At 56.2% G+C, this 19,533-nt stretch carries 13 protein-coding genes; 6 read left to right on the top strand and 7 right to left on the bottom strand.

What is annotated here, in order from left to right; all coding sequences use genetic code 11:
• Positions 1–23 precede the first annotated feature (23 nt).
• On the bottom strand, positions 24–614 hold the full coding sequence (locus tag ENH71_RS04700) for a Tll0287-like domain-containing protein (protein WP_294130494.1): 591 nt from the start codon (positions 612–614) through the stop codon (positions 24–26).
• Positions 615–958: 344 nt separating this feature from the next.
• Between ENH71_RS04700 and ENH71_RS04695 the strand changes: the two genes are divergently transcribed.
• The gene (locus ENH71_RS04695) at positions 959–2,542 is read left to right on the top strand and encodes an ABC-F family ATPase (protein WP_294130495.1); all 1,584 of its coding nucleotides are present in this window, start codon (positions 959–961) and stop codon (positions 2,540–2,542) included.
• 1 nt (position 2,543) lies between these two features.
• On the opposite strand, the gene ENH71_RS04690 is transcribed toward ENH71_RS04695, so the two are convergent.
• Positions 2,544–3,848 carry an MFS transporter gene (locus tag ENH71_RS04690; protein WP_294130496.1) on the bottom strand — a complete coding sequence of 435 codons (1,305 nt, stop codon included), beginning with the start codon at positions 3,846–3,848 and terminating at the stop codon, positions 2,544–2,546.
• 291 nt (positions 3,849–4,139) lie between these two features.
• Here ENH71_RS04690 and ENH71_RS04685 point away from each other — a divergent pair, with 291 nt between their 5' ends.
• A complete protein-coding gene (locus tag ENH71_RS04685) occupies positions 4,140–4,355 on the top strand; it encodes a dodecin (protein ID WP_294130498.1) in 216 nt (71 codons plus the stop codon).
• Here ENH71_RS04685 and ENH71_RS04680 read toward each other — a convergent pair.
• Positions 4,352–5,065, bottom strand: coding sequence for an SOS response-associated peptidase family protein (locus ENH71_RS04680; RefSeq protein WP_294130500.1), 714 nt, complete (start codon positions 5,063–5,065; stop codon positions 4,352–4,354). The two genes, ENH71_RS04685 and ENH71_RS04680, sit on opposite strands and share 4 nt — an antisense overlap.
• 15 nt (positions 5,066–5,080) lie before the next feature.
• The gene (locus tag ENH71_RS04675) at positions 5,081–6,493 is read right to left on the bottom strand and encodes a dihydrolipoyl dehydrogenase (RefSeq protein WP_294130502.1); all 1,413 of its coding nucleotides are present in this window, start codon (positions 6,491–6,493) and stop codon (positions 5,081–5,083) included.
• 131 nt (positions 6,494–6,624) lie between these two features.
• Here ENH71_RS04675 and ggt point away from each other — a divergent pair, with 131 nt between their 5' ends.
• Positions 6,625–8,382, top strand: coding sequence for a gamma-glutamyltransferase (gene ggt / locus ENH71_RS04670; RefSeq protein WP_294130504.1), 1,758 nt, complete (start codon positions 6,625–6,627; stop codon positions 8,380–8,382).
• 37 nt (positions 8,383–8,419) lie between these two features.
• On the opposite strand, the gene ENH71_RS04665 is transcribed toward ggt, so the two are convergent.
• The gene (locus ENH71_RS04665) at positions 8,420–9,517 is read right to left on the bottom strand and encodes a VOC family protein (RefSeq protein WP_294130506.1); all 1,098 of its coding nucleotides are present in this window, start codon (positions 9,515–9,517) and stop codon (positions 8,420–8,422) included.
• Positions 9,518–9,728: 211 nt separating this feature from the next.
• Here ENH71_RS04665 and ENH71_RS04660 point away from each other — a divergent pair, with 211 nt between their 5' ends.
• Entirely contained in the window at positions 9,729–11,543 is a 1,815-nt protein-coding gene (locus tag ENH71_RS04660) for a hypothetical protein (RefSeq protein WP_294130507.1), read from the top strand.
• Entirely contained in the window at positions 11,540–13,396 is a 1,857-nt protein-coding gene (locus ENH71_RS04655; RefSeq protein WP_294130509.1) for a polysaccharide deacetylase family protein, read from the top strand. Before ENH71_RS04660 ends, ENH71_RS04655 begins: the two co-directional genes overlap by 4 nt.
• Before the next feature lie 18 nt (positions 13,397–13,414).
• Here the strand turns inward: ENH71_RS04655 and ENH71_RS04650 are convergent, their stop codons facing one another.
• Together ENH71_RS04650 and ENH71_RS04645 are read right to left on the bottom strand one after the other, a co-directional pair.
• The gene (locus ENH71_RS04650; RefSeq protein WP_294130511.1) at positions 13,415–15,802 is read right to left on the bottom strand and encodes a mechanosensitive ion channel domain-containing protein; all 2,388 of its coding nucleotides are present in this window, start codon (positions 15,800–15,802) and stop codon (positions 13,415–13,417) included.
• A 247-nt stretch (positions 15,803–16,049) separates the two neighbouring features.
• Complete coding sequence (locus ENH71_RS04645) at positions 16,050–18,128, bottom strand: TonB-dependent receptor family protein (RefSeq protein WP_294130512.1); 2,079 nt, start codon at positions 18,126–18,128, stop codon at positions 16,050–16,052.
• 203 nt (positions 18,129–18,331) lie between these two features.
• Here ENH71_RS04645 and arsB point away from each other — a divergent pair, with 203 nt between their 5' ends.
• Positions 18,332–19,393: an ACR3 family arsenite efflux transporter gene (gene arsB, locus ENH71_RS04640; protein WP_294130514.1), complete on the top strand. Its 1,062-nt coding sequence runs from the start codon at positions 18,332–18,334 to the stop codon at positions 19,391–19,393.
• Positions 19,394–19,533: the final 140 nt, after the last annotated feature.

The following is a 19,533-nucleotide window of genomic DNA, read 5'->3' as shown; positions in this document are numbered from 1 at the left end:
CGGCATTGCAAAACGCTTCCGCGTCAATCCAGCGATACCCGCATACTGATGGCGCCGCGAATCTGTCCGGCAATATAGCCGGTCGCCATGTCCTGCGGATAATACTGATCCAATACTGACTGTACCTCGGTGCTGATGTCAGTGCCGTGGCAGGTCAGGCATAACGGCCCTGCCGCCTGCGCCTGCAGATAACGAAACTCACCATTCACAACCTCTGCTGCATTCAATTGCGCTACCGGCTCGCCTGCCAGCTGTCGCCGGTCGAAGTCAGCCAACATGTCGGCCTCCCAAGGATCGGGAACGGCGCTGCTCTGATTGCGGGCACGCAGACTGACCCGGGTCACCGACCAGCCCGATGCCTCGGACAGTTCAGCTGCAATGCGTGGCGCCGCCACCGCACAAACCTCAACAGCATTGACGGGCCCGCCTTGCTGCATGGCGGCCTGCAATGTCGGCAGCAAAGTGGCGACGAACTGCGTACTTAACGCCTGCCCTTGCTCTACGAGCTGTGGCGGAGGTTGCCGGGTTTCGGCTTGGCACGCCCCAAGCAACAACAAGCCGGCAATAGTGACGCCTGTTACGCTAACAGGGTTTTGAAACAGCGACTTTCTCATTTGTTTTCCTCTGTTTTGCAAAAACGTGAACAAATCCCGCCCTGTTTGATGTCAGGCATTGTGCCAGGAACAAAGCATGCTCCGTGCCAGCCCCAAAAATAAATATTAAGTCATTGTTAACAATGAAATTTAAACCAAATCACACCTTGATTGCGAGAGACAGAAATCAAACCCCGTGCCATTGCTGTCATACATGATTGTCAGAAATGACGACCTCGCGCATAGGGTGCCCGCTTGCTCCGCTCTGGTCCGATGTTATGGCGGATGCTCTGAGGCCCGGATTCTGTTAGCATGCGCGCCTTCATTCGATCCTACGTATTCAATCCTTCAGTACAGAGTCTATTGTGATTTCCACCGCTAATCTCACTATGCAATTCGGCGCCAAGCCGTTATTCGAGAACGTATCCGTCAAATTCTCCCAGGGCAAGCGTTATGGCCTGATCGGGGCAAACGGCTGCGGCAAGTCCACATTCATGAAAATACTGGGCGGTGATCTGGTACCGACCAGCGGTCAGGTGATGCTGGAGCCCGATGTCCGTCTGGGCAAGTTGCGCCAGGATCAGTTCGCCTATGAGAAGTATACGGTCATCGACACTGTCATCATGGGCCACGAAGAACTGTGGCGGGTCAAATCCGAGCGAGACCGCATTTACAATCTGGAAGAGATGAGTGAAGCCGATGGCATGGCTGTTGCCGAGCTGGAAGAACCCTTTGCCGAGATGGATGGTTATACCGCCGAGTCACGCGCCAGTGAACTGTTGCTGGGCCTGGACATCCCGCTTGAGCAGCACGATGGTCCGATGAGTGCCATCGCCCCGGGCTGGAAGCTGCGTGTGCTGCTGGCACAGGCACTGTTCTCGGATCCGGACGTATTGCTGCTGGACGAGCCGACCAACAACCTGGACATCAATACCATCCGCTGGCTGGAAACCGTGCTGAACCAACGCAACAGCACCATCATTATTATTTCCCACGACCGGCACTTCCTGAATGCAGTCTGCACCAATATTGCCGACATGGACTATGGTGAGTTGCGGCTGTATCCGGGCAATTACGATGATTTCATGATCGCGTCAACCCAGGCCCGAGAACGCCTGCTGAACGAAAACGCCAAGAAAAAATCACAGATCAATGAGCTGCAGGCCTTTGTCAGCCGTTTTTCGGCCAATGCCTCCAAAGCCAAACAGGCCACCTCGCGCGCACGCCAGATCGAAAAAATTCAACTGGAGGATGTCAAACCTTCCAGTCGTATCAGCCCCTATATACGCTTTGTCGAAAACAAAAAGCTGCATCGACAGGCGTTGATCATGGAAAACGCCACCAAGGCCTATGACACAACACTGTTCTCCAAATTGAGCCTGCAGATCGAGGCCGGTGAGCGTGTCGCCATCATCGGTCCCAACGGCGCCGGCAAAACCACACTGCTGCGCTGCCTGATGAATGAAGTGGCACTTAACGAAGGCAAACTGAAGTGGGCCGAACAGGCTGACATCGGTTATTTTGCCCAGGACCACAGTGCCGAGTTTGTCGAAGAAATCACCCTGTTTGACTGGATGAAACAATGGACCAAGGGCGACCAGCAACTGGTACGCTCGGCGCTGGGCCGCATGTTATTCTCCAATGATGACGTCAACAAGCATTTGCCGGTGCTGTCCGGCGGTGAAAAAGCGCGCATGATGTTTGGCAAGTTCAGTCTGATCAACCCCAACGTCCTGTTGATGGACGAACCCACCAACCACCTCGACATGGAATCCATCGAAGCACTCAACCTGGCGCTGGAAAACTACCCTGGCACGCTGATTTTCGTCAGCCATGACCGTGAGTTTGTCACCTCTCTGGCCACTCGCATCATAGACATGCAACCCAGTGGCCTTGTCGACTTTAAGGGCAATTACGAAGACTACCTGCGGAGCCTGGGGGTTTACTGATTCACACGGACGGCTTGATTACATCACGCAGGCGCGCCAACTCGCCTTCTTCGTAGAAGGCAGGGTCGCTGAACAAATCCATCTGACGGTCATCAAACATCATTGACAACACCAGCGTACTGGTTTGTACCATAGGTTCAAAATGCCCGGTCTCACCGGCAACCAGTACACTGACGCGACGGCGCCTGAATATGGCATATATACCAAGTATGCCAAGCACGGTTGCAATATACAGCGGCAAGCCATGACCGCCGACCAGGTTCATGATAGCCCCCGCCAATATCGGCGCCAACGCACATCCGGCACCATGCATGACCAGCATATCAGAAGAGCCAGCCACCACTTCGTCCGGATTTAGCTGATCAATGAGCTGCGCCACGGCCAGCGGATACATCGAAAACGCCAGGCCGCCCCAGATGAAGTACAGTATCAACAGTGCCATCTGACTCGGTGCCAGTGGCATCAACAAGGCGACTCCCGACGCCAACAGCACGACCACGGTCATGACTCTGGGGCGGTCATGATTATCGGAATAGCGGCCAATCGGGATCTGCAACAACGCTCCCCCCAGAATCGTCACACTCATGATCAGCCCGACGCCGCCGGCATCAAACCCCAGGCCCGTGGCATAGACGGGTGTCATGCCCCAGAACGCACCCATGGCAAGTCCGGACAACGCGGCAGAGGCTACCGCCAGCGGTGCAAATCCCAGCAATGACCATAAGCTGCTTTTCGGGCGATCGGGTAACACCGGTTGCGGCCGGCGGGTGCTGGTTATCGGCAACAGGGCCCAGCAGATAAAAATGGCGACCAATGCAAACAGCAAAAATCCATTATCGTTTTCCAGTCTGAGCAATTGCTGGGCGATGGCCAGCGCGCCCAGATTAACCACCATGTATATGGCAAACACTTTGCCACGCTCGTGGCTCGCTGCCTGACTGTTCAGCCAGCTTTCGATGACGGTGATCAGCGTGATGTACGACAGACCGTAGATAAAGCGCAGGCCAAGCCAGGCCCAGGGATCAATGAAAATGAAATGCAGCAAGGCCACACTGGCGCACACGGCAGCGCAAAAACCAAAGGTGCGAATATGCCCCATACGCTTTATCAGCCGGGCACTGACCCAGGTGCCACAAACGAAGCCGACAAAGTACCCGGACATGATCATCCCCAGCATCATGCTGGAAAAACCCTCTTGTGTGCCTCTGAGCGACAACAGGGTATTGATCAGACCGTTGCCAAGCAGCAGCAGCGCTACGCTGAAGAGTATGGCGCGTATGGGGCCCAGCAGGGTAAATGGCACCATATTACTTTCAGAGCTCCTGGTAATGCTGCAGTGCTGATCTGTGCGCGATAACAGGACATCTGCAGAATTCGTGCCGCTCAATGCCAGGTAACACTGAAAGAAAGCCCAGGATGCACTGAATACGGGCTACAGAGCGCTAAACCGGACACATGGATCACAGGTTTTCAGGCTCATTCGTCGGGCGATAACGCACCAATGCTGTGCAATTTAGCCGCATGCGGTCGCGGCCCCCTGAAGGCCTGCGCGTGATATGTTACAGTTGATGTTCATTTTCCGTAGCAAGGAGTGAATATGTCTGATCATCACGTCTACAAGAAAATCGAAGTCGTAGGCTCGTCCACGCAAAGCACTGACGATGCAATTCGCAACGCTATCAAACAGGCCCACAAGACCACCCGAATGCTTGAATGGTTTGAAGTGACGGAAACTCGGGGCCACATTGTTGACGGCGATGTCGGACACTTCCAGGTTACTCTGAAAATAGGCTTCCGGATAGAGAACAGTTAATACAGAATCCCTGCCGCCCTCTGGCCCGCTTCCGCAGAGGGCGGTATCGTCCACGATGGACCTTTCACATTCCACTTGGCGGGCCGTCCGATTGGTGTCAGCACCTGGGTCTTGCGAACCTGTGGCACCATCAACGCCTCAAATTCAGAGACCTCTTTATTGTCTTTGTCCAACCAGGCACTGATGACGTCTTTGTTTTCAAACGGCAACATCAGCGGCATTGATTTGGGATGGACATGCTGCCATTGCGGCAATGACCCGAGCGTAATAATACTCGCCGCCAGCACTGACTCCCCTGTCTTTTTGTCGACGTAGCGATTGTACAATCCAGCAAAAGCGATTGCGGAGTCCTGTAGCTCGATTTTGTGATAAGTCTGCTTGTCACCCAGGCCCTCGACAAACGCACTGGCAGGTATGATGCAACGTCGTTGACGAAAAGGCTGATAGCTCAGCGACCCTTTGCGATCGAGCTTGTCCCAACGGCTGTTGAACGACGCGTATTTATAATTCGGTTTCAGGGTATCCGGATCCAGCAGCAACCACCAGACGGCATCTGCTATAACCGGCGCGTTGTCCGCGTCGTGAACTATGGAAATCATGGCGCCCGGCGCCGCATCGGGGGTAAAACGTAGCTGCCCGCCAGTAATGCCCAGGTGTTGCAGCAGGACCTGGACCTCCGGCGAATCAATGATGTTGAAACGACCACACATGGCTGGCTCCCGGGTTCAGTCAAGCGCTTCGTGTCCGATCTCCGGACAACGCGACAGGTCAGATAATCCCTTGTCGGGCAGTTGCTTTGTCAGATCACGCAGTGCGCTGCGTAAACCCTCCTCCATCACCGGATGATAAAACGGCATGGCCAGCATTTGTTGTACCGTCATGTTCTGCTCGATCGCCAGCGCGAGCAGGTGAGCCAGGTGCTCGGCATCGGGTATGCACATGTCTGCACCCAGTAGCTTGCCGTTCTGTGCGTCAGCGTGAATCCGCAGCACACCTGCTGCCATGCCCGTGATTCGTACCCGGCCCTGCCTGGAGAAATCAGCCGACCCCGTAACCCGGTGCTGGTCAGAAATATCAGACACCGCCTGACCAACATGTGCCACCTGCGGCGAACTGAAAACAACTGACATGGGCGTACGACGACAGAATCCGTGACGATCTGCGCCGGGCGCGGCAAACTGGCTGGCGATATAACCCTCATCGGCGGCCTCGTGCAGCAATGGCCGGTCAGCATTGGCGTCGCCCACCAGGAACACCTGCAGACCGCCTATACGCAGCGTGGTCGGATCAACCTGAGGCATGCCTTTGTCACTCAGTGGTACTCCCAGAGTCTCCAGCCCCAGACCATCTATATTGGGTCGCCGGCCCATGGCCGCCAACACCGCATCGGCCTCAAACCCGCCGCCCGCGCCGCTGACCCTGATTCTGTCACCGGCCTGCTCCAGGTCAGCGGACCCACCAAGGTGCAGTGTCAGTTCACGCTCCAACAGCGGTCGAAATGCCGCCAGTACCTCATCATCACCGATACCCGCCAGCCGGTCACTATTATCAAAGGCCGCCACTGTGATACCCAGTCGGGCCAGCGCCTGCGCTATCTCCACGCCGATTGCACCCATACCCACCACGGCAATGCGTTGCGGCAGGTCGTTTTTTTCAAACAGCGAATCGGTGGTCAGTATGCGGTCACCGAATGCCAGCCATGACTCAGGCACCACCGGACGGCTGCCAGGCGCCAGAATGATACTGCGGGCGTGAATCCTGTTGCCATTGACCTCAATACAACCGGGGCCTGACAGGCGCGCAAAACCCTGCACCGCCCGCTTACCCAGCTCCTCAGGGACGGACTCCGGTCCTTTGACAAAACCGTCTCTTAGCTTCCGCACATGCGCCAACACCGCCGGTATATCGACCCGCAAAGCGTCCGCCCCACGCAGGCCAAACTGTTGAAACAGTTTGCGGTGATGAAACGCATTGGCCACCTCGATCAGCGCTTTTGACGGCATGCAGCCCACTGCTGCGCAGGTGGTTCCCCAATGCCCGTTATTCACCACCAGAAAGTCATCAGTATAGCGCCTCACTTCACGCAATGCTGACAGACCGGCCGTGCCTGCCCCGACTATCACGGTATCCACATTCATTCGCCACTCTCCTCGTCACGCGTGATCACTCAAGTTCCCGGCTTTAGTGTACTTGTGTTGTACCTCACCCGAAACGGCTATATGCTTCTGTTATATACGAATCACTCACTAATACCGGAAACCAAGCTGTCATGAGATTCCCCGTTGCTATTCTGAGTCTGGCGATTTTTGCCGCCTGTTCCGAACCTGAAAATTCAACCATCACTGCCCCATCGGCAGCCGGGTCGCCACCCGTGGTCGAAGCAGAAAGCTGGTCTCTGGGCTATATGGCCGCTGTCGCCAATCCATATGCGACCGACGCGGCGGTACAGATGCTGGCACAAGGCGGGCATGCGGTAGATGCCGCCATTGCCGCGCATGCGGTATTGGGCCTGGTCGAACCGGAAAGTTCGGGGCTGGGCGGCGGCGGCTTTATGGTGGTATACGAACAGTCGACTCAGGACGTCAGATTCCTTGATGGCCGGGAAACCGCGCCGGCCGGCGCAGCACCTGACATGTTCATGCAGGACGGTGAACCCGGTGGCTTCCTTGATGCCTGGCAAAGCGGCAACGCCATCGGTGTGCCAGGCGCCGTCGCGTTATACAAACTGGCGCACGATAACTACGGCAAGCTGCCATGGGCGACATTGTTTGAGCCCGCAATTGGTTTGGCCAGCGAAGGTTTTGAAGTCTCCGGCAAGATGGCCGGCTACCTGCCGCAAATGGCACAAATCTCCCGGCTGGACGAAAATCCGGGTTCCGCCGACTATTTTTACCCTGACGGAGAGCCGTTACAGGCCGGCAGCATGCTGCGCAATCCGGCATATGCCAATACCCTGCAACGCGTCGCTGACGAAGGCCCCTCTGCGTTTTATCAGGGAGAGATTGCTGAAGCCATGGCGGCTTCTGCACAGGCCGGTGACAACGGTGGCAGCATGACGGTAAATGATATCGGGAATTACGAAGCAGTGGAGCGTGCAGCTATTTGTGGCACATGGCGCTTACTTAACATCTGCTCTGCCACCCCACCTTCCTCCGGCGCCATGCAGATCATGATAGCCAACCTGTACGACGAGCTGGTGCCGGAGAATCCCAGCCAGGAGCAACAGATAAAGGCCTTTGTCGATGCACAACGCCTCGCCTACGCTGACCGGGATTACTATTTTGGCGATCCGGACCACGTCACGGTGCCGGTACAGCAATTGCTGGATCCGCAATACATAAAGTACCGCAGTGAAAATCCGGCAGCGCCCGGTGCTACGCCACAGCGAGGTGACCCGGCGGCCATTCTGGGTAGCGCTATTACTGCGCAGTGGGCCCAGGACAGTACTCAGGAGCCAGCAGGGACGACTCACCTGTCCATTATCGACAACGAGGGCAATGCAGTGTCAGCCACGATGACTGTGGAGTCGGCTTTTGGTTCGGGACGCTGGGCGGCGGGTTTCCTGCTCAACAACGAAATGACCGATTTCGCGCGCGAATATTATGCCGACCAGCCGGAAGCTGCGAATATGGTCAGACCGGGTGCCCGACCACGGTCATCGATGTCACCGACCATTATCCTGAATGAGAGCAATGAACTTTACATGGTAACCGGCTCGCCGGGCGGCAACTCTATCCCGGCCTACACGGCAAAGTCCGTGCTGGGCATTGTCGACTGGGGCATGTCCGTGGAAGAGGCTGTCGCCTTCCCCAATATCATCGCCCGCGGCGACACTGTTCGAGTTGAGATCAACCGCGAACCGGGTCAGGCACTGGCCGACCGTCTGCGTAGCGAAGGTTATGATGTGCAGGAAAGCGACGGGGAAAATTCAGGCTTGCACGTTATTCTGGTGACCGATGACGGCCTCGTGGGTGCAGCAGACCCGCGCCGTGAAGGCACGGTATCTGCCGGTACTGTCAGCCAGTAGCCAACCAACCACTCGGTATTGCCCGACGGGGTGCTTTTTAGCACTCCTCGCCAAAAACGCCGCCACCGCCACAGTAGGTGTGGTGTTGAAGCTGGATGTGAATACCATCCGGATCCGAGAAGTAGACCTCCGGCGTACCACCCGGTGCGCCGCCCCGCTCGGGCATGCGTCGGCTGACCCAGTGCTGCAGGGGCCTGGCTTCTTCCCCTTCGGGCCGGGCAGTCAGACCATACTCGGTCAAACGCTCAAGCACAGATTCCTCGCTGAAATTTTCGATATTGAGACTGGCATGATCGATGCGCCCGGGCTGCGCCGGCTCGCCCGGCTGTGTGCCACCGACAAACATCAGGAACTGACGGCCATCACTCAGACCCAGCAGCGGGAAGGTACCCTGAAATGCCTGGTTTTCCAGACCAAACAGGTTGCGATAGAACTCGTTGGTCAACTGGTAATTTGACACGTAAGTGGTGAAGTGATTGATCTCGCGCAATTCGATCAGACCCTCCTCCGGCGCTGGCTCCAGGTTGCATGTTGCCTGCGGGCCCTCCCCCGATCCACAGGCATCAGGACTGGAAAGCTGCACGCGGATACCATCGCGGTCGGCAAAATACAGGTGGTGATTCTCCGTGGTCATATCCTGGCTGTCGTCAGGCAGCCGTTCGGTCCAGGTCAGATTCGCCAGCTCCAGTGGCGAACGACCATCAAACAGGGTCTCGACCGTCCGCGTCATCCCGTGCTCGGCCAGGTCACGCTGCAGGCCAAACAGGCTAAAGCCGGGTACGCTGAGGGCGAAGTGACGGATATGGGGCTGCTCGCCACGCCGCACAGGCGCGAGTGTGAAGTACTGCGGTCCATCACCAATCTGCAGCGACACGGTATCAGTCAGGCGATTCAGCACCGGTGCACCGAACAGGCCCTGGTAAAACTCAAGCGAGCGCTCCACGTCACTGACGCGCAATTCGAAACTGTGCAGGCCACCCACCGCGATGGGCTCTGCTTCACTTTGCTGCGCGACGACAGGCAATGACAGCGGCATCAGGGCCAGCGCCGCCGTCGCAGAGATGCCAAGCATCAGGCTACGCCGGGCGATCAGTGACTTCGCATGTTGCTTTACAACAGCTGTGATTGATTTCATAACGGGTCTCCCTTGATTCCGATGTATGCGCCTCAGGATAATGTGCGGGGGCGTTGGAGTCCAGTGCTGCCTGCCACCAGGCAACGCAGCGCCGACAAACTCGCGGCGACCTGCGAAACTGCAATTGGTATCCATACCTGCGAACATATTGGTATGATTCTGGGCTGCGCCAGTGACACAGTCTGCCGACGTCAGCGCAAGGGGTAACCAAGTGTTTGCAAGCGTCACCATCTTTAGCATGCTGCCCATTCTGGCCGCAATCTCCGCGGTGCCAGCCCCTGTCACCGTGGCGCTTTGCCCCGCGCGCGCAGCCGATACCGCCGCTTTTTATCAACGGGATTATTTTTCCGCCGATGGCACAGTGCAATCGCTACTGATTGGCAGGCCGCCGTCCACCCCTTCATCATGTCCGCAAACCGAGCTCGACATCAAAGGTGGTGTGCTGTGGGCTGGAAAAGCAGTCCCGGATGCATTCATCAATCCCCCTGACCAGGTCGGCCTGCAAGGCCTGTTTGACACGGATCCAATCACGGTCAGCGAGATTGTGATGATTGCCGACGAACCTGCTGAGCAGGAGGCGCCGCAGCAACCACAGAGCGTTGCCACGACTCAGCCTTTGCCCCTGAATCAGTCAGTGCTTAGCCAGTTTATACCACGCCCCTTTGGCATTGAGGAGCGCGTCAGCGCGCCCGAAACAAACCAATTGATGTGTGAAGCGGGTAGCGATATTGGCGGCGCGTACTTTTATTCCGCACGACCCTGGTCGTCAGGCAGCGATCTGCAGCTCGAAATTCGTGCCAGTGGCCAGGGACGTTTCGGCATCGCTCTGGGTGACGCGCAGCGGGACCTGTCGCAATCACCATTGCCTCTGGGCGAGATAGAACTTACCGGCAGCGGGACGCAGGTGTTCAGGTTCGATTTGCCAGACAACGACCTGGCCTGGACCTCGCTGACGGTGGTGTGCCCGCAAACACAGGGGCGATTAACCATGGCCTCTCTGGTTTTGCGCTCATCACCAGCCGTTGACGACAACATCAATGCTGGCGTTGAAACCGTCGACGCCGACCATCAAATCTCGCGCCGCTATCAGCGCGGCGCCTGGCTTTGGGACCCGGATCTATGGCAGAACGACCCGGATGTTATCTGGCAGGCGCAGGCCCAACAACGATTGACCGAGATCTACATATCCGTACCGGTAAACGAGCATGGCAGGGTTGCCGAGAGCGACAGGTTAGTACAATTTGTCATCAATGCCAGCGCAAAATCACTTGATGTATGGCTCGTGGCTGGCGACCCGCATGATGTCCTGCCCGACAATCAAACGGTGCTGGAAAACAGTGTCCGTGCCGCTCTTCTGTACAACAACGATGCACCCGAGGGGGCTCGACTGGCAGGCGTGCAACTGGATATAGAGCCATATCTGCTGCCCGGCTTTGCCCAGGCCCAAGGTCACTGGCGTGAACGTTATGTCGCCGTGATTCAGCGCGTGCATCAAATGCTGGATGGGCAACTACCGCTGGACCTTGTCATGCCGGCCTGGTGGGGGAATCACCCGGCATGGGGACAGGCATTATTGACACAGCTGCCCACCACCAACACTAGCATCAGCATCATGAATTATTTTACCTCTCCCCAGCGGCTACTGATTAGTGCCGAACCGTTCCTGTCCTGGGGACAGCACAGCGCAGTCCCCATAAAAATCGGTGTAGAGTCAGGATCATTGCGCGATGAATACCAGCGACGCTACCGGGCCCATGACCACACTGGCAGACTTTGGTTGATATCCGTCGGCGAGCAGCCAGTGTTTGTTCTGTTTGATCAGCCCCAGTCAAATCTGAATGGCCAGGCCTATGCGTACGCGTTCGAATATGAGCTACCTGCCAGTCTGTATACTTTTGCGGGTGATATGACCCGGTTAAACACCGTACTGGATGAATTGACAAATGAATGGCGAACCTGGTCATCGTTTGCAGGCATCTCCATTCACGGACTGGATGACAGAAATTTTATCGAAGGGTCACAATGAATCTGAAATTACTTGTTGGTGGCACCGTCGCAATCGCCGGACTTGCCGTTCTGATTTGGCTGCGTCTGGCGCCAGAGGCGCCCGTTTTCCCCGATTTGACCGGGCCCTCGCATACCAGTGTGGTCCCAGCGGCGACAACAACGACCTTGGCAGACTATCCGCCAAATGGCAGACAGAGTATGGCGATCTGGGTCAAGGACCCCGACAGCTCCTGGCTGGGTCTGGCACTGGGTTTCAAAAGCATCGGGCTGCCTTTCACGCTGGTGACCGACATCAATGACGCGTTGACGCACCGGGTGGTGCTGGTTTACCCGTCACTGACCGGCAGCAACACAACACCCGAAGCACTGGAGCAACTGCGCGACCATGTCCATCAGGGCGGCACATTGCTGGGTTTTTCAGTGCTCGGCGGTGGCATGCCATCCCTGTTCGGCTTCACTGAGTCGGAGGAGCATGCGCGCCGCCAGCGCATCGAGTTCAATCCCACCCCGCTCACCGAAACACTGATTTCCACTGAGGTGGAGCGCACGATTCAACTGGGCAACCCGGCAGCGGCGGACAGCGGATTGCCAGGCGTACACTACCTCGGGTTTGACCAGGCGCTGGCACAATTCGAAGACGGCAGCGCGGTCATCACCCATAAGTCATATCAACTTGAAGAGGCAGCAACGGACGGCCAGGCCTACGCATTCGGACTGGACATCGGGCACTTCATTCTGCGCGCATACAATGGCCGCTTTTCCAACCTGGCAGATACCTATGTCAACGCCTATCAACCGCAGGTTGATACATTACTGCGCCTGATCACCCGTATCTATCAGCAAGGCGAGCCGGATGCCGTCATCCTGTCACCGACACCGCACGGCAGGGATTTCACCGCCCTGATGACACACGATGTCGATTTCACACGCTCAATCAACAATATTCCGGCATATGTTGCCCTGGAAAAAAGCTACGATATCCCCGCCACCTATTTTATTCAGACCAAATACGTGACTGACTACAATGATCGTCGTTTCTTTGATCCTTCAAGGGCTGCGACGCTGACCTTGCTGTTGGAGAATGGCATGGAAGTGGCAAGTCACAGTGTCGCCCACTCCAATGAGTTCGCCCGGATGCCGCTTGGGACCGGGCTGGAGCAATATCCGGACTATCGTCCGTTTGTTCGCGATTTTTCAACGGTTGAAAACGCGAGCATCATGGGTGAATTACGCGTCAGCAAATTCCTGCTGGAGTCGCTGTCGGACACCAGTATTGTCTCCTTTCGACCGGGACATCTGTCTTTGCCGGAGGCATTGCCGCAACTTCTGGTTGCCAATGGCTACCGCTACAGCTCCAGCATCACCGCCAATGAAGCGATGACACACCTGCCCTATCGTCTGACCCATGACCGGACTTATGGCAGCCAGGTCAACGCCTTTGAATTCCCGGTGACCATTGAAGATGAATACGGCCGCGTAAACGACCGTTTTGACGAGATTGTCACGGTATCAAATCAGGTGGCGCAGTATCAGGGCCTGGTGAATCTGATGATCCATACCGATGAACTGGGCGAGAAGCTGACGTTTGTGCAGCGCTATCTGGCGCATTTCAAGGATCAGGCCTGGTTTGATACGGTCTCCGGTTACGGCGACTGGTGGGCGGCCAGGAACTCTGCCCTGATCAGCGTCAGCACCAGCGCAGCGGGTGCCCGACAGATAACAGTGACCGTTGATCACCGTATCGACGGGCTCACGCTCCGGATACCGTCCGGCTGGCAGTACCGCTCAGGACTCGATGGCACGGTGCAGCAAGGTGATCGTTTGATCCTGGGATCATTGGAAAACCAGACCGAGCTGCTATTCTGGCCCTGAACAGGGCCGCACCCCGATTCAGTCATCCGCCTCGTCGTAATCATTGCCTTTGCTGGCATTGGTTTTTGCGCCTTTGCGAACATTTTTCCTGGCACTGGTCTTGCCACTGCTCTTGGCACTGCTCTGGGAAACAGGCTCCGCACGGCTGTCTTCAAGTTCAGCGGCCGGCTTTTGCGCCTGCTCAACCGACGTTTCCGAGGATGACTCAATAACAATGGGTGCGGGGGGCGCTTTGCCCTGCTTGTCCTGTCCGAAGTACATGGTCAGGTGCGGGAACGGAATCTCAATGCCCGCTGCATCCAGATGGTACTTGACCAACCGGTTGTAAGCGCGGCCCACGCCCCACTGCGTACCGGGCAGCGTCTTGATCCGGACCCGTATATTGACGGAGCTGTCGGCCAGTGCGGTGACACCATGCACTTCCAGATCGGCAATGATGTTGGCTTTGTGCGCAGGATCCGCTATGAGCTCCGCAAAGGCCTCACGCAGTTTGATGATCACCTCGTCAATATCTTCCCGGTAGGCAACCCCGTACTCACCCACGTGATAGGCAAACTCACGCATATAGTTGGCGACCGTATCGACAGATGAAAACGGAATCAAATGGTAAGTGCCTGACAGGTCACGAATACCCAGTGAGCGGATGGTAAGCTTTTCTGCGGTTCCGGTGACGCCCGCGGCACTGACAACATCACCGGCATTGATGGCGTTTTCCAGCTGAATGAACACACCGGTAATAATGTCCTGCACCAGTTTTTGTGCACCGAAACCGATGGCCAGACCCAATACACCGGCACCCGCAATAAGCGGTCCGATATTGATGCCGATCTCCGACAAGACAATCATCGCAGTCATGACAATAATCGTGATGGCCACGGCGTTGCGGAAAATGGTCAACAGGGTACGTTCGCGTGCACTTGCTTCATGAGCACCTGCCGCCGGATTCAGGCGCTGCTCAATCCAGCTCGCCAGGCCTATCCAGATCAGCATGGCCACAAGGATGATAATCACCACCGACACCACCGTACTCAATGTACGCGCACCGGTCTCCGATGCATACCATGCCATCAGATCAAACAGGCCCCAGGCGTCGGCAACGAATCCTACGATAACGAGCAGTATCGCCAGCCGCACCACTTTCATGATGTTAGGCAAAAAGCTGTTCAGCCGCGACTCCAGCATCGGAAAACGAGCCTGGGTTTCCTCGGGCAGATGAAAGCCGCGGCTGATCAATTGGCTCAGCACTACCGATACAAACAGCCCGACACCAATGGCGATGAGCGTCTGCAAAGAAGCCATCAACATGAACGGCAGTGCGTCTTCAGGCCGCGCCACTGTCACCAGAGCCAGTGCTGCAAAGTAGACAATCGCTACCACATACCAGCTTTTGGCGAACATCGTGAGCAGCACGCGGTTGAAGGCCAGATCAGCATGACCGGCCCTAAGCAGCAGACCCTGGCTGACAGACGCTTTGTTCTGCAGAATAATCGCCAGTGCATACAGGAATGCCAGCAGCATGACAATAAAGGCGACCAGGCGACCTACCGCCGGGGTAAGCGTGACACTGACCAGAGGCACAAGAAACAGAATACCGTAGCCGATGAATCCACTGAGGCGGGCGAGCCATGCATTCCAGTATGCCGCCTGCTCCGCGGACAACGGCAGCATGCGCAACCCATCGTCGCGTGAAGCGAACAGTCCACGGATGATGGCCTTGAATACTTCAATCAGCAAAAACGCGTTGAGGAACAGTGACTGATGCACGTCCATCTCCCCGGAGCTGCCCAGTACAAACAACGCCACGACATAACCGGCGACATACGCCAGCACAATTACCAAGGCATCAATCAGGGCCGAGCCGATCACCGCAACCGCTTTGCGTAGCATGGCGCTGCGGCCGGACTCGTCCAGCGCCCAGCGATTGATCGAAGCAAACAATGGCCGCGACACCAGTCGCAGGACCAGAAACAGACCAATGGTCACTGCCATCACGATCAGCAGATTGACACCCGTGCCGGCCAATTCACTGACGTCCAATGCTGAATCACCACTGACCAGCTGACCCACAGCTTCTACCGCAGCAAACGCCTGCGTCACAAAACCTTCGGCCAGATCACGGGTGGAATCTGCGATCTGGCGTGCCGGAGAAATGCGCTCGGCGCTGCCGTCGGCAATAGCGGTTGGCACCTCCGGCGTATCGCCGGCAGCCAGGGCCCTGAGGTCCAGAATGAGTCGCTCACGGGCTTGCTCGTCCTGCAGGATATCTGCCAGATTGGCGTACGTTTCTGTATCAGGAGAGCCGGTACTTGCCGGCGCTTCGGCCGCAAACACAGAGGGGGTAGTAAACAGGGTGGTAAGGATCAGGACGAGGAAGGCAGCAAATGCCTGCAATTGCGTTTTTATCACGGGTCGGCTCCATGCGCGCGTGTTATGACTTCAGAGTATGCCTCAGGGGCAGTCTCGAGTATCTGACACTACGATCATATCCTGCGTACGGATCATCGGTACAAGGCCGTCGCGGGTGCCAATATGGGAATGGTAACGGGAAACTGACAGGTACTACAAATGCGCGGGTGGGGCCCATAATAAAAACCCGGCCATGTCAGCCGGGTTTTTGCCTTGCCTTGTAGATAACCAGAACGACTACGACAAATCAGAAACCGTAGCGGAATCCTACCTCAAGCGACCGCTCAGGCCCAACATAAATGCCCTGGCGAAGGCCCGCGATATATTTCTTGTCGGTGATATTCTTCACTGCTCCAAACACAGTAAAACTTTGGTCAATATTGTACTGTGCAGTCAAGTCAAAGACCGTATAGGCTGGCAACAGGCCGCCCCAGATCCCACCAGCAGCACCGGTTGGCAGATCAACCTGGTTGCTGGGATCGCCATATTGCTCACCCCTGTGGTGGGCAGTCAACGCCGTCTGTAGTCGGTCAACGGTGTAGTTCAGACCAATATTGGCAAGTATCTTGGGTGCATAAGGCAGCCGATTGCCTTCAAACGTACCGGTTCTGAACTCCGATGTCGGAATCCAGGTGGCATTGGAATTCACGCTGAAACCGGCACCAAAGTCATAATCCAACACGAACTCCATACCGTAGTGCTCGGTTTCTCCGGCATTGGACTGCGACAGGTTCGGATCACTGTTACCGGTGACCACCTGGTTGCTGAAGTCCATGGCGAATGCTGCCACTTCGTAACTCAGCGCGCCCTCAGCGCCACGAATACCGATTTCATAGTTGGTGGACCGCTCGCCGTCCAGATTCTGATCAGTCAGACCATCCAGCGCCACGCCGTTGGACGCCGGAGAAAATGCGCGATACACACCACCATAAATCTGCGCGGCCGAGGTCACGTCGAAAGTTGCGCCAACACCGGGCAGGAACTCTGTATTGCTGGTTGCGGCCGACGCGTTGTTCTGGGTCAGAATCAACTGTTTTTGTTCATAGTCTTCAATGCGCAGACCGGGCGTGACGGCAAGCCTTTCTGTCACCTCGATGCGGCTTTGCACATACGCGGCAACGCTATCGGCCGAGTCGATACGATGGCGGTCATTGGTGCCAGTACGGTCCTGCTGACGTGTGGCACGAATGCGGTTGTCATCGGACTCTTCAGTCATGACCCGGAAACCAAACTCGGTATCAGCCGTCAAGCCACCCCATTCGTGTGCCAGTGACAGCCGGGTTTCGGCGCCCAGGCGCTCAAAGGACCGATTGTTACCGGTCAGCGCATCCGTGTAGACCCAGCGGCCCGCCAGGTTGGAGGCAGGCGTATCGACACTGTAACGCCAGTAGTCCCGGCTGACATCGCTCCAGTAGAACAATGTCTTTAACGTGGTGGCGTCATTGATTATCCACTCATGATTCAGATCCACTGCCTGGCGTTCCTGCAGGTACCAGTCATCCGGCGCCGGGTTGTAATCGGCACCCGACCGGTAGGCATCCAGAAACACACCCCGGTAGGATATATTGGCATCGTTTTCATGGAAGGAAACCTTCACACCCACGCGCTGGTTATTGCCAATCGCAGTGCCGGCTTTGAGCATGACATCGGCCATCTCATAATCTTTGTCCATGAAACCATCGCTGTCAGCGTAGGTGGCAACCACACCGGCATAGGCGTCGCCAGAGACATTCGTGCCGCCTGCTTCAATATTCATTTCGCGCAGATTGAACGAGCCTGCGCGTCCGGACACCTTGACGCCATCATCGGGTGTTTTGGTGATGTAATTCACGACACCGCCAATGGTGGATGGGCCATAACGCAGTGACGAGGAACCCTTCAGGATTTCAACCTGTTCCACGCGTTGAATACGGGTGTTGAAATAGCGGTCGTTGCCAATAAACAAGCCCGGCGCTACCGGCACACCATCTTCCAGCATTAGCGACTTGGATTCGCTGGCGGACAGCCCTCGCAGGCCGAAGTTGGCCACAATCGAGGTTTCTTCCTCGCCTTTGATATTAACGCCCGGGATGCGACGCAGCACATCTTCCGTGGACAGCGGCTGAATCGCCTGAATCTGCTCCAGGTCAATCAGCGTCACGGTGCCGGTCTCCAGGTAGGCATGGCCTTGCTGATTGCCGGTTACGCGTATCACTTCGATGCCCGGGCTTGCAGAACGAAAGGTATCCTCTGCCTGACCGGTTTGAGCTGATACAGTCAGTGGCAGTGCTGTCAACGCCAGCGCCACGGCCAATCTGGATTTTGTGTAAGATGGTAAAGCAGACATCGAGTACCCCTGAAATTGTTGTGTTTGGCGCTGAGCTGAATCGTCCAGCAGGCCTTGGGCGCGGACGATTTCGACCTGAGCTTCAGCGGGAGGGAATACTAAATGCAAATGATAACGATTGTCAACTGCACTTTCATCTGATTTATATCAGCAAAACCGCTTATTTGATGTCAATGCCCCAAAACTGACGGTAAACTTGATTTATGAGTAAAAACACACCATTGGCCGGTTTCGAGCGCTATCTCTCTTTATGGGTTGCCCTGTGCATCGCAGCGGGCATCGCTTTGGGCACTCTGTTACCGGCTTGGTTTCAGGCACTGGCAAGTATTGAATATGGTTCAGTGAACTTTTTGGTCGCCATTCTTATATGGTTTATGGTGTACCCCATGATGGTGGCAGTGGATTTCAGCAGCCTGCGCCGGATCCACGAGCGCCCCAAGGGCCTGATCATCACCCTGACGGTTAATTGGTTAATCAAACCTTTTACCATGGCCGCACTTGGGGTTTTGTTTTTCCACACGCTGTTTATCGATCTGATTGATCCCGCCAATGCCAATCAGTACATCGCCGGATTGATTCTGCTAGGCGCAGCCCCCTGCACCGCCATGGTGTTTGTCTGGTCTCAGTTGACCCGCGGCGATCCCAACTACACCCTCGCCCAGGTGGCGTTGAACGACGTCATCATGGTGTTTGCCTTCGCCCCTCTGGTAGCACTGCTGTTGGGCGTCACAGATATCGAAGTGCCTTGGGTGACCTTGCTGCTCTCTGTGGGTCTTTATGTGGTGATCCCGTTGTTGGCGGGCATTGCCACCCGTGTTCACCTGAGTCGGAATGCTGAACACCCCGCTGACGCTGAAGTAGCCGTAGCGCGCTTCACCGCAAAGATAAAACCGTTGTCTGTCCTGGGGCTGCTGGCGACTGTCGTGTTGTTATTTGGTTTTCAGGGCCAGGTGATTCTGGAGCAGCCACTGTTGATTGCGTTGATAGCGGTGCCACTGTTGATCCAGTCCTACGGCATGTTTGCCATCGCTTATGCTGCTGCCAAAATGTGGAAGGTACCCTTCAATGTTGCCGCACCCTGTGCCCTGATTGGCACTTCCAATTTTTTTGAGCTGGCTGTTGCTGTCGCCATTGGTTTATTCGGCCTGAATTCCGGCGCTGCCCTGGTAACGGTGGTCGGTGTGCTGGTAGAAGTGCCAGTGATGCTGTCCCTGGTTGCGTTTGCCAACAGAACCCGTCACTGGTTTCCCGAGCCGGAACAATAGACGACTGATCGCCTGCTCGCCGCCACCGACATCTGACTAACCTCCGACTGTGCGTCAGTTTTACACCAGATCCGCATTAAAGAATTAACTACGCCTTAAGCTGAACTTAAGGTTCAGCGCGCATGATGCTCCCGTAGTCA

Source organism: Pseudohongiella sp., assembly GCF_011050365.1.
Taxonomy (GTDB): domain Bacteria; phylum Pseudomonadota; class Gammaproteobacteria; order Pseudomonadales; family Pseudohongiellaceae; genus Pseudohongiella.
The sequence above is the reverse complement of the archived record's forward strand: the minus strand, read 5'-3'. Positions and strand labels throughout refer to the sequence as shown.